Annotated in this window: 17 protein-coding genes; 8 read left to right on the top strand and 9 right to left on the bottom strand. The window is 68.5% G+C overall.

The window, feature by feature from the left end; all coding sequences use genetic code 11:
- Positions 1 to 8: 8 nt before the first annotated feature.
- Complete coding sequence (locus AB4Z01_RS11405) at positions 9 to 998, bottom strand: ABC transporter permease (RefSeq protein WP_441693522.1); 990 nt, start codon at positions 996 to 998, stop codon at positions 9 to 11.
- Positions 998 to 2,527: a sugar ABC transporter ATP-binding protein gene (locus AB4Z01_RS11410; protein ID WP_441693523.1), complete on the bottom strand. Its 1,530-nt coding sequence runs from the start codon at positions 2,525 to 2,527 to the stop codon at positions 998 to 1,000. The genes AB4Z01_RS11405 and AB4Z01_RS11410 overlap by 1 nt, the downstream gene beginning before the upstream one ends.
- A gap of 348 nt (positions 2,528 to 2,875) precedes the next feature.
- On the opposite strand from AB4Z01_RS11410, the gene AB4Z01_RS11415 reads away from it, so the two are divergent.
- From AB4Z01_RS11415 to AB4Z01_RS11440, 6 genes are all read left to right on the top strand, one after another.
- A complete protein-coding gene (locus AB4Z01_RS11415) occupies positions 2,876 to 3,526 on the top strand; it encodes an SGNH/GDSL hydrolase family protein (protein ID WP_441693525.1) in 651 nt (216 codons plus the stop codon).
- A gap of 151 nt (positions 3,527 to 3,677) precedes the next feature.
- The gene (locus AB4Z01_RS11420; RefSeq protein WP_441693527.1) at positions 3,678 to 5,180 is read left to right on the top strand and encodes a mechanosensitive ion channel family protein; all 1,503 of its coding nucleotides are present in this window, start codon (positions 3,678 to 3,680) and stop codon (positions 5,178 to 5,180) included.
- Between the two features lie 111 nt (positions 5,181 to 5,291).
- Complete coding sequence (locus tag AB4Z01_RS11425) at positions 5,292 to 5,816, top strand: RrF2 family transcriptional regulator (RefSeq protein ID WP_441693529.1); 525 nt, start codon at positions 5,292 to 5,294, stop codon at positions 5,814 to 5,816.
- A gap of 18 nt (positions 5,817 to 5,834) precedes the next feature.
- Entirely contained in the window at positions 5,835 to 6,482 is a 648-nt protein-coding gene (locus AB4Z01_RS11430) for a response regulator transcription factor (protein ID WP_441693531.1), read from the top strand.
- A 29-nt stretch (positions 6,483 to 6,511) separates the two neighbouring features.
- Positions 6,512 to 6,973 (top strand): response regulator transcription factor, encoded by a 462-nt coding sequence (locus tag AB4Z01_RS11435; protein ID WP_441693533.1) that lies wholly within the window; start codon positions 6,512 to 6,514, stop codon positions 6,971 to 6,973.
- Position 6,974: 1 nt separating this feature from the next.
- Entirely contained in the window at positions 6,975 to 8,654 is a 1,680-nt protein-coding gene (locus AB4Z01_RS11440) for an ATP-binding protein (protein ID WP_441693535.1), read from the top strand.
- Between the two features lie 311 nt (positions 8,655 to 8,965).
- On the opposite strand, the gene AB4Z01_RS11445 is transcribed toward AB4Z01_RS11440, so the two are convergent.
- The 3 genes from AB4Z01_RS11445 to AB4Z01_RS11455 form a co-directional block, all read right to left on the bottom strand.
- Positions 8,966 to 9,253 (bottom strand): hypothetical protein, encoded by a 288-nt coding sequence (locus AB4Z01_RS11445; protein WP_441693537.1) that lies wholly within the window; start codon positions 9,251 to 9,253, stop codon positions 8,966 to 8,968.
- Positions 9,254 to 9,459: 206 nt separating this feature from the next.
- The gene (locus AB4Z01_RS11450; RefSeq protein ID WP_441693538.1) at positions 9,460 to 10,800 is read right to left on the bottom strand and encodes a hemolysin family protein; all 1,341 of its coding nucleotides are present in this window, start codon (positions 10,798 to 10,800) and stop codon (positions 9,460 to 9,462) included.
- A 101-nt stretch (positions 10,801 to 10,901) separates the two neighbouring features.
- Positions 10,902 to 11,744 carry an FAS1-like dehydratase domain-containing protein gene (locus AB4Z01_RS11455; protein ID WP_441693540.1) on the bottom strand — a complete coding sequence of 281 codons (843 nt, stop codon included), beginning with the start codon at positions 11,742 to 11,744 and terminating at the stop codon, positions 10,902 to 10,904.
- 180 nt (positions 11,745 to 11,924) lie between these two features.
- Here AB4Z01_RS11455 and AB4Z01_RS11460 point away from each other — a divergent pair, with 180 nt between their 5' ends.
- Positions 11,925 to 13,244, top strand: coding sequence for an epoxide hydrolase family protein (locus tag AB4Z01_RS11460; RefSeq protein ID WP_441693542.1), 1,320 nt, complete (start codon positions 11,925 to 11,927; stop codon positions 13,242 to 13,244).
- A 47-nt stretch (positions 13,245 to 13,291) separates the two neighbouring features.
- Positions 13,292 to 13,951, top strand: a complete 660-nt coding sequence (locus AB4Z01_RS11465) for a VOC family protein (protein ID WP_441693543.1) — start codon at positions 13,292 to 13,294, stop codon at positions 13,949 to 13,951.
- Between the two features lie 24 nt (positions 13,952 to 13,975).
- On the opposite strand, the gene AB4Z01_RS11470 is transcribed toward AB4Z01_RS11465, so the two are convergent.
- The 4 genes from AB4Z01_RS11470 to AB4Z01_RS11485 form a co-directional block, all read right to left on the bottom strand.
- Positions 13,976 to 15,703, bottom strand: coding sequence for an autotransporter outer membrane beta-barrel domain-containing protein (locus AB4Z01_RS11470; RefSeq protein WP_441693545.1), 1,728 nt, complete (start codon positions 15,701 to 15,703; stop codon positions 13,976 to 13,978).
- Positions 15,704 to 16,220: 517 nt separating this feature from the next.
- Positions 16,221 to 16,349 (bottom strand): hypothetical protein, encoded by a 129-nt coding sequence (locus tag AB4Z01_RS11475; RefSeq protein WP_441693546.1) that lies wholly within the window; start codon positions 16,347 to 16,349, stop codon positions 16,221 to 16,223.
- A 226-nt stretch (positions 16,350 to 16,575) separates the two neighbouring features.
- A complete protein-coding gene (locus AB4Z01_RS11480; RefSeq protein ID WP_441693548.1) occupies positions 16,576 to 18,864 on the bottom strand; it encodes a beta strand repeat-containing protein in 2,289 nt (762 codons plus the stop codon).
- A 190-nt stretch (positions 18,865 to 19,054) separates the two neighbouring features.
- Positions 19,055 to 19,330, bottom strand: a 276-nt coding sequence (locus AB4Z01_RS11485; RefSeq protein WP_441693550.1) for a M10 family metallopeptidase C-terminal domain-containing protein, incomplete at its 5' end; no start/stop codon positions are given.

Raw genomic sequence — 19,330 nt, forward strand, 5'->3', positions numbered from 1 at the left:
GCGCCTCCTCAGATCGCGACGCGCCGGCGCCGCACCATGTCGGCGAGCACCGTGACAAGGATGAGGAGGCCGAGCACGGCGCGCAGCCAGTAGGCCGACACGTTGAGGAAGATCAGCGCCGAGCCGATGGTGGCGAACAGCAGGGCGGCGAGGGTCGAGCCGATCACCGTGCCCATGCCACCCAGGATCGACACCCCGCCGATGACCGCGGCGGTGATCACCGTGAGCTCGAGATTGGGTGGAACGGTCGATTGGATGACCTGCAACTGGGTCGCGAACAGCACGGCGGTGATGCCGGCGAAGACGCCGTGGATGGCGAAGACGGCGACCGTCGTCGTCTCGATCCGGATGCCGGTCGCCCGCGCCGCCTCGGCATTGCCGCCGACGGCGTAGATCGACCGCCCGAAGGCCGAGTAGCGCATCCAGAAGGCGGTCAGGAGCGTCAGCACGACCATGAACCAGATCGGGAGCGGCAGGCCGAGGAGGCGCTTCTGGGCGATCAGGTAGTCGGCCGGCAGGTTGGTGATCCAGGCGCCGTCGGTGACGCTGATCAGGCCGCCCTTGAGGATCGACAGCATGCCCAGCGTCACCACGATCGACGGGATACGGGCATAGGCGACCAGGCCGCCGACGAAGGCGTTGACCACCACGCCGGCAAGGATCGGCGCGGTCCACGCGACCCAGACCGGATAGCCCCCGACCGCCAGCGTGCCCGAGAGCGTGGCGAGCACGCCGATCAGCGAGCCGACCGACACATCGATATGGCCCGAGATGATCACCAGGGACATGCCGAGCGCGGCCACCGCGATATAGGCGTTGCTCGAGAAGATGCTGGTCAGGTTGGTGTTGCTCAGGAAGCGCGGGTTGACCGCGCCGACCACGACGAAGAGCGCGACCAGGGCGCCCAGGATGACCAGCTCCTGGCCATAGGCTCCGAGGAAGCGGCCCACCCGTCCGCTCCGGGCCGAGGAGCGGGCCGCGGCCGTGATCATCGTCATCAGGCGGCCTCCGCCGTGTCGCCGGATCGCGTCATGGCGGCGCCGACCGCGTCGGGCGTCGCCTCCGCCCGGTCGAAGGCGGCGGCGATGCGCCCGCCGCTCATGACCAGGATACGGTCGCTCATGCCCAGCACCTCGGGAAGCTCGCTCGAGATCAGCAGGATGGCGAGGCCCTGGGCGGCGAGCCCGCTGATCAGGGCGTGCACCTCGGCCTTGGCGCCGACATCGATGCCGCGCGTCGGCTCGTCGAGGATCAGGATGCGCGGCTCGGTGGCGAGCCATTTCGCCAGCACCACCTTCTGCTGGTTGCCGCCGGACAGCTGGCGTACCGCCTGCTCAGGCCCGCGGGTGCGGATGCCGAAGCGCTTGATGGCGTCGCGGGCGAGGGCGCCTTCGCGCCGAAGGTCGACGATGGAGGCCCTGGCGATCCGGCCGAGCACGGCCAGCGACACGTTCTCACGTACCGTCTGCGGCCGGATCAGGCCCTGCAGGCCTCGGTCTTCCGGCACATAGGCGATGCCCAGGTCACGGGCCTGGCCCGGCCCGCCGATCGCGACCGGCTTGCCGTCCAGCAGGATCTCCCCCGATGTGGCCGGGGTGATGCCGAAGACGGTGAGCGCCAGCTCGGTGCGGCCCGAGCCGACCAGCCCGGCGATGCCGAGGATCTCGCCGGCATGCAGCGACAGCGAGATGTCCTGCACGGTCGTGTTGTAGGAGACGTTGCGCAGCTCGAGCATGGTCCGCCCGATCGCTGCCTCGCCCTTCGGAAACAGCTGCTCGATCGAGCGGCCGACCATCATCGACACCAGCGTCTTCTCGTCGACCTCGCCGATCGGCCGGGTGCCGATCAGGGCGCCGTCCCGCAGCACGGTGACCCGGTCGGCCAGGGCGAAGATCTCCGCCATGCGGTGGCTGACATAGACGATGCCGACGCCCTGGCCGCGCAGCCGGCGCACCACGTCCATCAGCCGCTTGACGTCGGCGTCCGCCAGCGCCGCCGTCGGCTCGTCCATGATGACCAGGCGGGCATTCCAGGACAGGGCCTTGGCGATCTCGACCCGCTGGCGGTTGGCGACCGAAAGGCTGCCCACCCGGAGGTCGACGTCGAGGTCGTGGCTGTCGAGGGAATCGAGCAGCTCGCGCGCCCTGATCCGCATCGTCTCCCAGTCGAGCCCGCCCCAGGATCGGCGCGGCGCATGGCCGAGGAAGATGTTCTCGGCGACCGTGAGCTCGGGGAACAGCAGCAGCTCCTGATAGACCGTGGCGATGCCGGCCTGCTGCGCCTCGCGCGGTGAGGAGAAGCTCGCCGGCTTGCCGTCGACGCGCAGTTCCCCGGCATCGGCCCGGTGCACGCCCGCGAGGATCTTGATCAGCGTCGACTTGCCGGCACCGTTCTCGCCGAGCAGGGCATGCACCTCGCCGGGACGCACGTCGAAGCTGATGTCCTTGAGCACCGCCAGCCCGGCGAAGGATTTGGACACACCGGCAAGCTCGACGACCGCGGTCATGCCGGCGTCAGCGAGGGTCAAGGCCGGCCTCGCGGCAGAGCGGTTGAAGCCGACGCAGCCGGGAGAGCTCCGCTCCGCCGAGGCTGTTCTTTGCCCTGATCCGCATGGGTGGTGCGTCCGTCCCTGTCGATCCGGCTACGAGACCGTCATTGTCCTGGAGATCGAGGCGCGGAGCGCCTCGTCCCTGATCGAATCATCAGACCATAAAGAGGGTATACTGTCACCTCCTCCAAGGAGACGTTCCGCCCCGTTCGGGGACACGACACCGGGGATTGACGGTGCTAGACGTCACCCCGCGACCGCCGGGAGCGACGGCGCGTGGTCTCGTCGCTGGAGCGGCCGGCGCGGGCAGCTGACGGAGAGACGAGCTTGAGCGACGTAAAGACCATCCTTGCCTTCGGCGACAGCCTGACCTGGGGCGCCGATCCCGTGAGCGGCGGCCGCCACCGCTTCGAGGACCGCTGGCCCAGCGTGCTCGAGGCCGGGCTGGAGGGATCGGCCCGGGTGATTGCCGAAGGCCTCGGCGGGCGCACCACCATGTTCGACGATCACGGGGCGGCTGCCGACCGCAACGGCGCGCGCATCCTGCCGACGCTGCTCGGCAGCCATTACCCCCTCGACCTGCTCATCATCATGCTCGGCACCAACGACCTGAAGCCGCATCTCTGCGGCACCGTCTCGGGCGCCGGCTCCGGGATCGAGCGGCTGGCCGAGATCGCCAGGGCCTATCCCTATGGGCGGGACTCCGCCGTCCTGCAGGTGCTGATCGTGGCGCCGCCGCTGTTCGACGAGGCCGTGGGCGGCGACTGGCAGCCGGTTGGCGGCAGCAGCATCGCCGAATCGCAGAAGCTGGCGCCGCGCTACCGGGAGGCCGCGGCGTCCTGCGGAGGCGCCTTCTTCGATGCGGCGGCCGTGGCAGTGGCGTCGCCGGTCGATGGCGTGCATCTCGACGCCGCCAACACCCGGGCGATCGGCCAGGCGCTGGTGCCGGTGGTCCGGCAACTGCTGGGGCTGGGCTGACAACAGCACCGAAGCCCGGTCGACCTATGCCGCGGTATGGGCCGACCTCTCCATCGGTCGGATCGTTCCGGGCCGCAGCCGCAGGGTAGGTTTGCCTGTCGGCCGGCGTGAGCATCCCGCTCTTCCGTCGCTGGCCGGAACAGGACATGCGATGGATCAGATGTCCGCCTCGGCGCTTTTGGCGTCCCCGCTTGCGCATCTCGATCTGGTCGGGCTCGCCGGGATCCTGGTCTGGTACCTGATCCCGAGTCAGCGGTCGACCACCCGGCTCGTGGTGCAGATCGTCTTCTTTGCGGTGATGACCGCGATCCTCCTACGCAGCGACGTTTCCCCCTTCGTCCTCGAAGGGCATCGGACCGCGGAGGATGGCGCCCTGCTCGTCGTCTCCGCCCGGCTCCTCTGGTGGGTGCATCTCGCGTGGGCGCTCATCGGCTTCGTGCGGATCTATCTCGTCCTCGATCGGCACCCCCGCGAGGCGCGGCTGCTGCAGGATCTCATCGTCGGCACCGTCTATCTCGGCGTGGCCCTGTCGGTCCTGGCCTTCGTCTTCGGCATCCCGATCGGCACCCTGGTCGCCACCTCCGGCGTCGTCGCCATCATCCTCGGCCTCGCCCTGCAGAACACGCTGGGCGATGTCTTTTCCGGCGTCGCCATGACGCTGGGCCGGCCCTTCACGATCGGCGACTGGATCGTGCTCAGCGACGGTACCGAGGGGCGGGTGGTCGAGAGCACCTGGCGCTCGACCCATCTCCTGACCGGCTCGAACAACATCGTCGTGCTGCCGAACAGCGTCCTGGCTGGGCTGGGCCTCACCAATGTCAGCCGCCCCGACGAGACGCATTCGGTGTCGCTCACCCTGCGCGTCGCCCCGACGCGGATGCCGGCGATCATCGCGGACGTGATGCAATCGGCCCTGCTCAGCTCGGAATCGACCCTGAAGGAGCCGCCGCCGAGCGTTGCATTGAGGGGGTTGGACGCGACGGCGCTGGAGCTCGAGCTGAACTTCCGGGTGGCCAGCCCGGCGCAGCGGACGAAGGCCAAGAACGAGGTCCTCGATCTCGTCTACCGCCACTGCAAGGCGGCCGGGTTGCTGCTGGCGCTGCCGCCGAACGCCATGATCGTCCCCCAGGATCTGCCCACGGAGGAAACGGCGCGTCCGCCGCAGGTTTCGCCGGTGGAGCTGATCGAGGCGATGCCGATCTTCGCCGCGCTGACGCCGGAGGAAAAACAGGCGCTCGCCGACACGGCCGCCACGCGGGAGTATCGCAAGGGCGATGTGATCATCCGCGAGGGAGAGGCGCTGTCCTCATTGATGATCGTCCGCGCCGGCATCGTCGTCATGCGCCGCGGAGGTCGAGAGGCCGGCCGGCTCGCGCCCGGCGACTTCTTCGGCGAGACCGGGCTGCTGGCCGGCATGGGAGAGGCCTGCACGCTGGAGGCCTTCACCCGGGTGACCGTCTACGAGATCGATCAGAGCGCCTTTGGTCCACTGATCGAAAACCGCCCCGCCCTGGCGGAGGATCTCGCCCTCAGCCTGTCCGCGCGTGTCGAGAAAGCCCAGGCGCATGCCGGCGAGGGGCTGGCGCGTGGCCAGAGCCATCATTTCTTCCTGGGGGCCATCCACACCGTTTTCCGCAAGAGATCGACCGGCTGACGCAAAGGCGGCTGCGTACGCTGGGCGCTCGATATAAACTTGGACTGAATCTGTCCGCGTTTGCCGTTGCGGTTCGTTACTCGGACTGTTAGAGTCCGAGTTATGGCTCATATGACTGTCAGCGTCGAATACGGCATGCACTGCCTGCTCTGGCTCATCGACAAGGGCGAGACTCCGCTGAGCTGCCGTGACCTCGCCGACCTGCAGGGCCTGTCGCCGACCTTCCTGGCCAAGGTCTTCGCCAAGCTGGAGAAGGCCGGGATCGTCCGGGCGACGGAAGGCGTGCGCGGCGGCTATGTGCTCGCCCGCAAGCCGGAAGACATCAGCGTCCTCGCGGTCGTAGACGCGATCGAGGGCCGCAAACCGCTGTTCGATTGTCAGGATATCCGCGGCCGCTGCGCCGTGTTCGGGGGCAGCCCGCCCGGCTGGGCGATGGCCGGCACCTGCTCGATCCACGCCGTGATGCTGCGGGCGGAGAAGGCGATGCGGGAGTCGCTGGCTGCCCAATCCCTCGCCGATATCGCGACGGTCGTCTACCGCATAGCGCCGCCCGAATTTTCGAACGAACTGCAGGAGTGGATCGACCGCCGGGTCGACGGCCGCGGCCGCAGATCCGGCGTTGCCTCAACCGCCTGATAGAATCGGATTCGCCCCATGATCACGGCCGCCGCAACGGAGCGCCCCCTGGTGCTGATCGTCGATGACGACGAGGCCGTCCGTTCCGCGCTCCAGGAGCTGATGTTTTCGGTCGGGCTCGACGCCGCCGGCTTCGCCTCGGCGCGCGAGCTGCTGGACACGAAGCTGCCGGACCGCTCCGGATGCCTCGTTCTCGACGTGCGCCTGCCCGGGACCAGCGGCCTCGACCTGCAGCAGCAGCTCGCCTCGACCGGCAAGATCAAGCCGATCGTCTTCCTCACCGGCCATGGCGACATTCCRATGACGGTCCAGGCGATGAAGGCCGGCGCCATCGACTTCCTGACCAAGCCGGTGCGCGACCAGACCCTGCTGGACGCCGTTTCGGCCGGCATCGAGCGCGACGTCGCCCAGCGGGCCCAGGCCCGGGTCTCCCGGCAGCATGTCGACGACCACAAGAGCCTGACCCCGCGCGAGCGCCAGGTGCTGCGCGCCGTGGCGCTGGGGCGCTTCAACAAGCAGATCGCCTATGACCTCGGCATCAGCGAGGTCACGGTCAAGCTGCACCGCAGCAACGTGATGCGGAAGATGCACGCGACGTCGGTCGGCGAGCTGATCCGGGCGTGGGAGGCCCTTCCCGTCGACCTACGCGACGACGAGACGACCTAGACCACGGGATAGTTACAACGGGACCGCGGATGGCGCGACATGGCCGTCAAACCGCGTCGATGAAGGCCGATCGCTTGTCCAAGGTGCCCGTTATCGCGATCGTTGATGATGACGAAGCCGTGCGCGACGCACTGTGCGAGCTCGTTCAGGTGATGGGCTTCTCGACCGAGGCCTTCGACGGCGCCGCGGCCTTTCTCGCGGATCTCGCGCCCGGACGGTACGACTGCCTCATCACCGACGTTCGGATGCCGGGGATGGATGGGATCGATCTGCAGCGCCGGCTGCGGTCCCTCGGCTCGGCCATTCCAGTGGTCATGATCACCTCCGCCCCTGATCCGGCGGGACGGGCGCGGGCGCTGGAGGGCGGGGCCTGCGCCTATCTGGCCAAGCCGGTGGACGACTGCGCGCTGCTCGATCACCTGAGGTCGGCCCTCGGCCACGGCGAGGAGCCCGGCGACCAGGCCAACGACGAAGACTCACCCGGAGGCTGACATGTCCGAGACGCTTCCTTCGGCCGGCGACCCTGACACCGGCATCGTCCTGGAGATCGATGCGCTGTATCGCGGGTCGCCATATTGGGAGCTCGACACGTCGGACGCCCGGATTTTCATCGACGCCGGCCCGTCGGGTGGCGACCTGCGCCAGGCGAACTGGGTGGCAGAGGTGCTGGGGCGCTCGCGTGTCGTGGATGTCAACGACCGGGCCGTGCATCTGGTGGGGACGTTTACCGGCCGCGAGGACATGATCGGCCGGCCCATAGCGGATTTCTGGCCGCCGGACAGCCATGACGATCTCGCCGAATTGATCGCCGAGGTTGCGACCGACCGGTCCCCTGATGCGATGCGGACACGCGAGATCACCTCGCTGCTGCTGCAGGCCCCCGTGCTGACGGTGTGGCGCTCGCAGCAGGCCGGTGCCGACACGATGTTCGTGGCGGTCAAGGGCGTGGTGAACGACCGCCGATCCTACTGGTCGCTGCGGGCGAGCGAGGAACGCTACCGCAAGCTCATCCACCACATGCCCAACCCGCTTCTGCGGGTCGATGCGAGGATGATGGGTCGGGTGTTCGCGCGGCTGAGGACGGAGGGCGTCGTCGACATCGAGTCATACCTCGATGCCCATCCGGAGCTGATCGCCTTCGCCGAGCAGAGCGTGCGGATCACGGAGGTCAACCCGGCGGCGGCGCTGCTGTTCGGGGCGAGGAGCCCGACGGATCTCGTCGGCCCGGTGGAATGCCTGTTCAAAGCCTCGCCGGAGACCGCCCGGCGGGTCACGATCGCGCATTTCGATCGGCGCCGCAGCCATGTCGAGGTGATGAAGCTGCGCACGCTCGACGGCCGGTTGCTGGACGTGCGGATCGCGGTGACCTTTCCGACGCCGCCGGAGCAGTTGGATGTGACGGTCGTCGGCCTGGAAGACCTGACCGACCAGCTTCGCACTGAGGCGCAGCTGCGCCAGCTCCAGGCCGATTTCACACGCGCCGCCCGCATCTCGACCCTCGGCGAGCTCGCCACCTCGATCGCGCATGAGGTCAACCAGCCGCTCGCCGCCATCTTCACCAATGCCGAGACCAGCCTGCGCTGGCTGTCGCGCGACGAGCCGAACTTGGCGAAGGTGGTTCAGCTGACGTCCCGGATCGTGGCCAGCGCCCGCCACGCTAACGAGATCGTCCACCGCATCCGGGCGATGACGGCGAAACACGCGCCGGAACGCCTGCCCCTGGACCTCAACGAGGTGGTCGACGAGGCGCTGCTGTTCCTGCGCCATGACATCGATGCCCGTTCGATCCGGTTGTCGACCAGGCTCGGGCTCGGCCTGCCCCGCGTGATCGGGGACCGGGTCCAGCTGCAGCAGGTGGTCGTCAACCTGCTGGTCAACAGCGTCCAGGCCATCGGCCAGGCCAAGGCCGGCCGGGTCGAGCTGAGCACCGGGCTCGGCGCCGGCGGCGAGGTCGTCTTCGTGATCCGGGACAACGGCCCCGGCATCCCGGAAGACGATCTCGATCGCATCTTCGAGGGTTTCTTCACCACCAAGGAGGAGGGGATGGGCCTCGGCCTCGCCATCTGCCAGTCGATCATGGCCGCGCATGGTGGCGGCATCGCCGCCTCGAACCGCCCCGAAGGCGGTGCGTGCTTCCGGCTCTGGCTTCCGGCCGAGCCCGACCCGGCCTGACCGCTTCCCAAGGGATAGGATATTCCATCTTTCGATGTACCGGATGACCGGGCCCTGAGATCCACGATCCTTCCTCTCGTTTCCAGGCGCCGGCCGTGACGGAGAGATGGCGCCCGGTGCCCCGTTCGCGAGAGGTGAACCCTTGAAGATCGTCATATTTTGGCATCAGGGTGGATGACCGGTCGCTGATGCCCGGCCCGGACGCCCACCTCGGCTCCACCACGATCGACTGGTGGCTCGCCGACATCCCCGCCGCAGAAGAAGCAGTGCTGTCGCCCCGCGGCAAGGTGCCGGAGGGCGGCGAGCCGGCCTCAGCGGGTTTGGGCGGCCTGGGTGGCTGCCATCGCCACGCAGCCGGGTGCGTCGAAGGGGCTCGCCGTCGCAAGGACGGTCGATTCAGCGCCGATGATCGCCGGACGGGTGAGAAGATGGACGGGGGCTTCGTTCCCCGTCCCGTCCGCTGCGTCGGACGCAAGCGAGAAGCCCAGCACCGCGACCAGGGACAGGATGGCGAAGCCGCAAATGGCCGCCGTGACCCCTGTTGCCGCCGCAGGGGTCGGACGCGGGAGGGGGGTGCCGGTTCCTTGTGCGTGCCGCATGATCTGCCTCCACTCCATTTCCGAATTTCGGCATCGAAGCCCGGAGACCGGGAGGTGCGCAGGCCCAGGCTCTGCGATCGCTCCCTGTCGTCATGAAGGCTAAGGCTGAAGCCGCGTCCGCCCTATTGCCCATAGGCGTCCTCGGTGCTGGGCATTGGTTGGGGCGACCTATACCTTGGTTTGGGAAAAGACCGTCCGGCGGCCGTCTAGCCGGATGCAGGCTGCTTCCGGTCGGCCTCGGCCGACGCCAACAGCTTGTCGACGCGACGCCCGTCCATATCCACGACCTCGAAGCGCCACCCCTCCCAGCTGAAACGATCGCCCGCGACCGGGAGCCGGCCGAACTGGTGCAATGCAAATCCGGCGACCGTGTTGAAGTCGCGGTCCTCCGGCCAGCGCCGGATGTGCAGCCGATCGAACGCCTCCGCGGCCGAGGTCAGGCCGTCGATCAGGTATGAGCCGTCCTCGCGCATCACGATGCCCGGTTCCTCGCCCGCCTCGGGGATCTCACCCGCAATGGCCTCGAGCAGATCGGTCTGGGTGACGATCCCCTCGAGGGTGCCGTATTCGTCCATCACCACCGCCAGCCGGACCGGCTTGGACTTGAACTGCTCCATGACCTTCAGCACCGGCGTCGCCTCGTGCAACGCCACGACGTCCCGAATGGTGCTCAGCGGGTCGAGCGGCTGGCCGTCGATCACCTGGTCGAGCAGGTCCTGCTTGCGCACAACGCCGACGATCTCGTCGATGCTGCCGCGGCTGACCAGGAGCTGCTCGTGGCGGCAGGCCCGGATGGTTTTGAGGATCTCGTCCCGGCTGTCGTCGGCATCGATCCACTCCACCTCGGGCCGCGAGGTCATGATGTCCCGGACGCGCCGCGTGCCGATGCTGAGGATCCGGTCGGCATATTCCTGCTGCGCCGGATCCAGCAGACCCGCCTCCCGGCTCTGGGCGACGATGAGCCTCAACTCCTCCGGCGAATGCAGCATCTCCTCGCCGGTGCCGGGCTGCAGGCCGGCCAGGCGCAGCACGCCGTTGCCGAGCCCGTTCAGGAACAGGATGGCCGGGCGGAAGAGGAACAGGAACACCGAGAGCGGCCGCACGACCCAGAGGGCCGTGACCTCGCTGCGCTGGAGCGCCAGGCTCTTCGGCGCCAGTTCGCCGAGCACGATGTGGAGGGCGGTGATGATGAAGAAGGCGATCGCCACCGCGATGGCGTGGGAGCCGGATTCGGCGATCGAGACCGGCAATCCTTGCAGCAGCGGCTCGATCAGATGGGCCAGCGCGGGCTCCCCGATCCAGCCCAGCGCCAGGGACGAGATGGTGATGCCGAGCTGGGTCGCGGCGAGGTTTGAGTCGAGGCGATCGACCGCCCGCTTCAGCGCGCCAGCATTGGCGCGGCGCTGGGCCACCAGCTCGGTCACGCGGCTTCGCCGGACGGCGACGAGCGAGAATTCGGCGGCGACGAAAAACCCGTTGGCGAAGACGAGCAAAAAGACAGCGATGATCTTCAGGATGTCGATCGTACTGCCGTCGATGTCGGACATTGTCTCCTTCTCTTCCGCGCCGGCAACGGCGCGAATCGTTTGCAGATGTCAGTCGATTGAACCACAGCCGCCCGCTCGGGATGAACGGCTTTGCGGCGAGTTCAGGCCCAGCCGGCCTCCGCCGTCATCGCCACCGGGCCGTTCTCCCGGGCGGTCCACAGCGTCAGCCCGTCGCCGCTCTCCTTGGCGTGCAGGATGACGGGGTCGTCATCGAACAGCGGCGACAGGCTGCGGAAGTCGAACCGTGCCGGCGGCGTGCCGCGGATCTCTGCCGCGAAATGCAGCAGCAATGTTGCCTGCAGCGGCCCATGGACCACGAGCCCGGGATAACCCTCCACCTCGGCAACGTAGCGGCGGTCGTAATGGATGCGGTGGCCGTTGAAGGTCAGGGCGGAGTAGCGGAACAGCAGGGGCGGGGACGCGTCGACCCGGCGCCGGTGGTGGCCAGGCTCGGCTGGGGCCGGGGCTGGCTTCGCTGCGCCGCCGTCGAGGCCGCGATAGACCAGGTCCTGCCTTTCCTGGAGCAAGGACAGCCCATCCATCTCGATGCTGTGGTCGACGGTGACGAAGCAGAGGAGGCCGCTGCGGCCCTCTTTGGCCACGACATCGCCGATGCGGGAAACGCGCCGGACCCGGTCACCGACCCGCAGCTCGCCGTGGAAGGTCACGCTGCCGCCGGCCCACATCCGGCGCGGCAGCGGCACCGGCGGCAGGAAATCGCCGCGTTGCGGGTGGCCGTCCGGGCCGAGCGAAGCCGTCGGCGCGGCGGGCTGGGCCAGGCAGAAATGAATGAGGCGGGGCACGGCCTCACCTTCCTGCGGCGGAGCGCCGGGGAAATCCAGCGTCGCCCGGAACTTGCGGACGAGATCGGCGGTGACGATGTCCTCCGCCACCTCCTCACGTCCGATCCAGGAGCGCAGGCGATCGATGTCGATGTCTGTCATAGGCGCAGCTCCGTCACTTCATCATCGACCACCATCAGAACCGGCAAGGCAAGCTCATGCGATGTAGGATCCGCTGGCAACAGCCAACAGCGCCTCACAGCAGCTAACGGGCGAATGTCCGGCCGCTGCTTACATTCCGTGTCAGCCAATCGTCGTTCCATCCATGAAAGGAGATCGTCGATGCGCGGAACAGCCAACGGCGAAACCATCGATCATAGCCGCCGCCGCTTCTTGAGCACAGTCGCGATGGGCATCGCCGTCGCCGGTACCGCCGGCCTGCTTCCGGCCCGTCCGGCCGTCGCAGCCGCCGGCGACGCCATCCGTCCGTTCCGCGTCGATATCCCCGAGGCCGACCTCGCCGAGCTGCGCCGGCGGATCGCCGCGACGCGCTGGCCCGACCAGGAGACGGACCCGTCGCAAGGCATCCCGCTGGCGAAGCTGCGGCCGCTGGTCGAGTATTGGGGCGCCGGCTACGACTGGCGGCGGGCGGAGGCGGAGCTGAACGCCCTGCCGCAATTCATCACCACGATCGACGGCCTCGACATTCACTTCATCCATGTCCGCTCGAAGCATCCCGGCGCCCTGCCGGCGATCATCACCCATGGCTGGCCGGGATCGGTGTTCGAGCAGCTCAAGATCGTCGGCCCGCTGACCGATCCGACCGCCCATGGCGGGACGGCCGAGGACGCCTTCGACGTGGTGATCCCGTCGATGCCGGGCTACGGCTTCTCCGGCCGGCCGACGGATACCGGCTGGAACGCCGACCGCATCGCCCGGACCTGGGCGGTGCTGATGCAGCGCCTGGGCTACACCCGCTACGTCGCCCAGGGCGGCGACTGGGGCTCCCCGGTCTCCAGTGCCATGGCGCGCCTGGCTCCGGCGGGGCTACTGGGCATCCACATCAACCTGCCGGCGACAGTGCCGCCCGAGATCATCAAGGTCCTGGCCGAAGGCGGCCCGGCGCCCGCCGGCCTCTCCGACAAGGAGCGCGCGGCGTTCGACGCGCTCAGCACCGCCGCGAAGAAGGGCAACCGGTCCTACGCCACGATCATGGGCACCCGGCCGCAGACCATCGGCTACGGCTTGGCCGATTCCCCGGCCGGCCTGGCGGCGTTCCTGCTCGGCCATCCGGGCTTCTCGTCCTGGACCTGGGACGGCCGCGATCCTGAAAAGTCGCCGGACGAGGTGCTGGACGACATCACGCTCTACTGGCTGACCAACACCGCGACCTCGGCGGCACGGCTATACTGGGAGGTCGGCGGCCGCAGCGTCGTGTCCTCGGCCGCGGAGAAGACCGCCGAGATCGCGCTGCCGGTGGCGGTCACGGTGTTCCCGGGGGAGACCTATCTGGCCCCGGAGAGCTGGGCCCGCCGCGCCTACCCCAACCTGACGTATTTCCACGAGGTCGACCGAGGCGGACACTTCGCCGCCTGGGAGCAGCCGGAGCTGTTCTCCGCCGAGGTCCGGGCCGCGTTCCGGCCGTTGAGCCGGCTGCCCTGACACGAGCGCGTCCCCTCTCGATCCATCCAACGCCTCAGGAGTTCGACATGAGCAGCACCCAGACCCCCAGCGAAACCCCGGCCGCCCGGCCGGTCGACTACAAGCTCGAGATCGTCGTCATCCCGGTGTTCGACGTCGATCGCGCCAAGCGCTTCTATGGCGGCCTGGGCTGGAGGCTCGACGCCGATTTCGCCCGTGACGACGGCTTCCGGGTCCTCCAGTTCACGCCGCCGGGCTCGCCGGCCTCGGTGATCTTCGGCAAGGGCGTCACCTCGGCCGCGCCCGGCTCGGCCCAAGGGCTGTACCTCGTCGTCTCGGACATCGAGGCGGCACGCGCCGACCTGGCGGCCCGCGGCGTCGAGGTCGAGGTGTTTCACGATGCCGGCGGCGTGTTCCACCAGGCCGGCCGGACCGGCCGCCTCGATGGCCCGGATCCGGAGCGGCGCAGCTACACCTCCTTCGCCGCGTTCAGCGACCCGGACGGCAATGGCTGGCTGCTGCAGGAGGTCACCGCGCGTCTGTCTGGCCGCGTCGAAGGGGACACGACCTTCGGCTCATCCCGCGATCTCGCGGCCACGCTCCGCCGCGCGGCGGCGGCGCATGGCGAGCATGAGAAGCGGAACGGTGGCGTGCACGACGCCAACTGGCCGGACTGGTACGCCGAATACATCGTCCGCGAGCAGGCCGGCCAGGAATTGCCCCTGTAGGCGGGGCCGTCGCCGGACGGAGGTTCAGAAGCTGACGCGCAGGCCGCCGGTGGCGGCCTGGCTGCGATAGCCGTCGGCGAAGCTGCCGTCGTAGCGCAGGAACAGGTTCACCGCCTGCGCCGCGAGGGTGACGCCGACGCCGATCCTGGCCTGGTCGCGCGGGGCGCGGGCGCCGTCCACGGTGAACTCCGCGTCCGAGCCCTCGAACCGCCCGTCGAAGGACCGGTCCGTGTCGCCGACGTCATGGCTCCACGCCGCCCGCAGCGTCAGGCCGAGCGGGGCGCCCAGCCCGAGATCGAAGCGCTGGGCCAGTTCCGCGCCCAGCATGCCCTGGGCCGAGGTCACGGTCCGGCCGCCGATCTCGAGATTGACGGCACCGGCTCCGGTCTCGGTGATCCCGTCCTGCCCGACCACGATGGTCTGGAACGCCGCAAAGGGCGTGAGGTCGGTGCTGTCGCCCAGCGCCAGGCGATAGCCCGTCTCGATGCCGGACAGGAACAGGTTCGCATCCGTGTCGGCGGCGGCGAAGCGGTCGAGGCCGGGGAAGGAGATCGTCCGGCTGACCGCACCCCAGCCATGGGCGTAACCCAGCGCGCCGTCGACATACCAGGCGGCGGGTGAATAGCTGGCATAGAGGCCGAGGGAGACGGTGGTGAGGTCGCCGTCGCCGGAAAGCTTCCGGGTGTCGAAGCTGCTGGACGACAGGGCCAGCGCGCCGCCGACGGCGAGGGTGTCGTCCACCCGATGGTCGAAGCCGATGGCGACGCCGAGGATGTCGAAATCGAGATCATGGGTGTCGTCGTCGCCCGACAGCCGGCCGAAGTTGCCCAGGCCGGCGACCCAGGCGCCCGCCGTGCCGGGGTCGCCCGGTCCCGCGGCGGCGAACCCGCCGGCCGTCGTGCCGCCACCATTTCGGGACTGGCGCATCTGCTGTTGCAGCAGGTTCAGGAAGGTCTGGGCGCCGGCGATCTCGACCGAGGGCAGGTCGGCATAGATCTCGCCGCTCAGCTGCTGCAGCGCCGAGCGCAGCGGATCGTCGTCACCATAGTTCAGCAGGTCGAGGCTGTTGTAGACATGGTCCATGTCGCCGAACAGCTGCGGCGGCGTGGCGCGGTCGAGCGCCTCGGCGATCGCGCCGGCATTGCCGCCGCCGGCCCGCGGGGCGTAGGCCAGGGCCTTATCGCCGATCAGCTGCCGGTTGGCGTAGGCGTCGGACGGCAGGAATTGCGGGTTGGCGCAGTTCGGATCATCGGTGCGCCCGATCAGCAGGCCCTGCGCCGTGCCGCCGCTGCCCCAGGGGCCGCCGACCGGGATCGACGGGGGATTGGCCGGGAAGTTGCCCAGGATCGGCGCGCCGGTTCCGGTCAGGATGCAGGTTCCCGCCGGCACGCGGACGATGGTCAGCGAATCCGGCAGATAGGGCAGGGCGAGCCGGTCCTTGATCTCCGCGGCAGTCATCCCGCGCACCGTGTCGGATCCGGCGATGAAGCCGCCGACCGGCCGGGTGGTGCCTTCGGTGTAGACGCGGACATACTGCGTGTTGGCCGTGGTCCGCACCACCGCCGCCGGGGCCGAGTTCACGAAGGATTCGGTCGGCGCGGTGCTGAAGATATAGGCGTTGGCGTCGGCGCCGGTCCTGACGAAGGGGACCGAGGACCCGTCCCGGCGGTAGACGAGGCCGGACAGCACGTCACCTGGAGGGAGCGGCAGTGTCTGCGCCAGCGCCGGGACCGCGCACCCGATCGCCAGCATGCCTGCAAGAACCGCGACCGCGCGCCATCCGGCACGCCGTTTCCCCGCACCGACCTGCATCCTCCTGGCCTCCTGTCTCTCTCTGAGTGCGTCGCTTCGATCCCGTCTATCCGGATGCCCGGGCCCGGTGCGGAACGTGCCGCATCGCCGAGACCCATGGGGTCCGGCCGGCCCGGCTATCGGATCGCTATGGGATGTCGAGCCAAACACGTGATGAAAAATACTCTGATATTCGATTCGTCTCAGAGATATATCGGATGAGTTGGCATCTGTCGAAGTTCTATTGAAAGAATTACAATAAAGCAGTTGTTTTTAATTTGTCTGAAGATGTCGATTTCGATTGCGGGTAATGATCAGGCGTGGGCGGCTTGGTCGGCCGCCCGCGGCCAGCCCGATGGCCCCAGTCAGGACGATGTGGAAGTCGGAGACGCTGTCGCCTTTGAGGCCGCCGGCGATGGTGGTGGTGCCCTCCCCGGCCGGTGCAACTGCAGCGGGACGCCGACCGGGTGGAGCGCGATCACCCCAGGAACTGAAGCAGGATCGAGCCCGAAAGGGTGGTCCCGGCGACGACCGCCGAGAACGACAAGCCGCCGTGCCAGAGCAGTCCGGCGATCAGAAGCGCCGCCAGAATGAGAACCAAGACCATACCAGCGCTCCTTCCTCGCCGGAATCGTAGAACGGCTTCGGCCGCCGGACGACGATCCCGGCGGCTGGCGGTGAGCGTAGCCGCCGGTTGTATCGGCAGGATGTCGCGGCGCGGGAAATTTGTATCGTCTGTATCGTGGCGGGATCAGCCGCGGCCGTTGCCGATGACAAACGGAAACGCCGCGTCCGATGCCCTGGCCGCGGCGAAGGTCCGATGCTGGTTGTGGCTACAGAACGAAGTCGGCGGCGACCAGCCCGATGGCGCCGGTGAGCTGGATGTGGAAGTCGGAGGTACCGTCGCCGTTGAGGTCGCCGGCGATGGTGGTGACGCCGCCGGCCACGGAGTATCGCAGCTCGCCGGCATGGTCGGTGTAGAGGCCGCTGCCGATGAAGCTGAAGGCCTGGTCGCCGGCGGTGCCGGTGTTGGCGTCGATCGCCGACAGGTCGATCTTGTCCCCCTGAGCGTGGCTGAAATCGGTGATCCGGTCGGCATTCGCCCCGACCACGCTGTCCGCTGCAGAGGAGAAGACGAAGCGGTCGGCCCCGCCCAGGCCGGTCATCGTGTCCTTGCCGGCGCCACCGTCCAGAGCGTTCGACGAGGCGTTGCCGGTAGTGGTGTCCGCGCCGGAAGAGYCGTTGACGTTCTCAATGCCGGCGTAGGTGTCGCCCTGGGCGTCGCCGCCGGTCCCGGCGCCGGTGTTCAGGTTGACCGTCACAGCCGTGCCGCTGCCGGCATAGGAGGCGGTATCGATGCCGTTGCCACCATCAAGCGCGTCCGCGCCGGCGCCACCGACGAGGATGTCGTTGCCGTTATACCCGGCCAGCGCGTTGGCGCCGGTATTGCCGGTCAGGGTGTCGGCCAGCTGGCTGCCGTTGACGTTCTCGATGCCGGCATAGGTATCGCCCTGGGCGTCGCCGCCGGTCCCGGTCCCGGTGGTCAGATTGACCGTCACGCCGGTGGCGCTGTCGTAATAGGATGCGAGGTCGATGCCCACGCCGCCGTCGAGCGCGTCTGCGCCGGCGCCGGCACGAAGAACATCGTTACCCCCGAACCCGGCCAGGGCATTGACGCCGGCATTGCCGATCAGCGTGTCGGCGAGTTGGCTGCCGTTGACGTTCTCGATGCCGGCATAGGTGTCGCCCTGAGCGTCGCCGCCTGTGCCGGCCCCGGAGGCCAGATTGGCGGTCACGCCGGCGCCGCTGTCGAAATAGGAGGCAATGTCGATGCCGGCGCCGCCGTCGAGCGTGTCGGCGCCGATGCCGCCGCGGAGGACGTCGTTGCCGTCGCCGCCGGAGAGCCTGTCGTTGCCGCCGAGGCCGCTCAGGGTGTTGGCGCCCGCATCGCCCGTCAGCACATCGTCATAGCTGGAAGTGCCTTCGACATTCTCGATCCCAGATAAAATGTCGCGCTGGGCGTCGGCGCCGATGGCCAGGCCGGAGGCGAGATCGACCCGCACGCCACTGAGGGCGAGGCTGGCGCTGTAGCTGACGGTGTCGATGCCGGCGCCGCCATCCAGCGCATCGGCGCCGGCGCCGCCGCGAAGCAGGTCGTTCCCGTCGCCGCCGAGCAGCACATCGTCGCCGTCCATCCCGTCCAGGGTATCGTTGCCGCCCAGGCCGACAAGCCGGTTGGCGCCGACATCGCCGGTCAGCGAGTCGCCGAAGCCGGCCGAGCCGATGACGTTCTCGACCCCGATGGCGTCGCCCTCGGCGTCGCCGCCCGAAAAGATGACTGTCGTCATATTGATGGTGACGCCGGCGCCGCTGTCGAAATAGGTGGCGGTGTCGATGCCATCGCCGCCGATCAAAATGTCGCCCGTGGCGCCGCCATGCAGGAAATCGTCGCCGACATCGCCGAACACGTAATCGAAGCCTCCGCCACCAATCAGGATGTCATCGCCGGTCCCGCCGTACAGCTGGTCGTTGTCGGCGCCGCCCGTCAGGCTGTCGTCGCCGCTGCCGCCGGTGAGGGCATTGATGCCGCCGAGACCGATGAGGATGTCGTTGCCGTCCAAACCGGTCAGTACGTTATCCGCGTCCGATCCGGTCAGGATGTCGTCATAGTTGGTGCCCACGATATTCTCGACATCGGCGCCGATCACGTCGCCCTGGGCATCGCCGCCTGAGCCGATGCCGCCGATCGTCACCGTGACGCCGCCGGCCGAGCTCGTGGCATAGGTGATGTCGTCGATGCCGGCCCCGCCATTGAGGATGTCGGCGCCGGCGCCGCCTTCGAGAATGTCGAGGCCGTCGCCGCCGTTCAGCGTGTCGGCGCCGTCGTCACCGTTGAGCGTATCATTGCCGGCATCGCCGTTCAGGGTATCGTCGCCCTCGTTGCCGTTGACGAAATCGCTATCGGCACCACCATTCACCAGGTCGTTGCCGGTACCGGCTAAGATGAAGTCGTTGCCGGCATCGCCGAAGATCTGGTCGTTGCCGCCAAAGCCGGAGATCGAATCACCTTCGATCGAGCCGTTGATGATGTTGTCGCTTTCGTCGCCGTTGAAGATCGCCACTTGATTTTCCCTTCCGGATCGGGCCGTCCGATGCGGCGGCCTGCGGGGACAGTAGTCGCCGGACGTATCGGCAGGATGTCGCGCGCCGGGTAGATTTGTATCGTCCGTATCGCGGCCGGATTCAGCCGCGGCAGACAAGATCGCCGCGGCCGATATCCTGGCCGCGGCGAAGGTCCGGTGCTGGTTGTGGCTACAGAACGAAGTCGGCCGCGACCAAGCCGATGGCACCGGTGAGCTGGATGTGGAAGTCGGAGGTGCCGTCGCCGTTGAGGTCGCCGGCGATGGTGGTGACGCCGCCGGCCACGGAGTATCGCAGCTCGCCGGCATGGTCGGTGTAGAGGCCGGTGCCGATGAAGCTGAAGGCCTGGTCGCCGGCGGCGCCGGTGTTGGCATCGATCGCCGACAGGTCGATCTTGTCCCCCTGAGCGTGGCTGAAATCGGTGATCCGGTCGGCATTGGCCCCGAC

The sequence above is a fragment of the Inquilinus sp. YAF38 genome (assembly GCF_052113205.1).
Lineage (GTDB): Bacteria > Pseudomonadota > Alphaproteobacteria > DSM-16000 > Inquilinaceae > Inquilinus.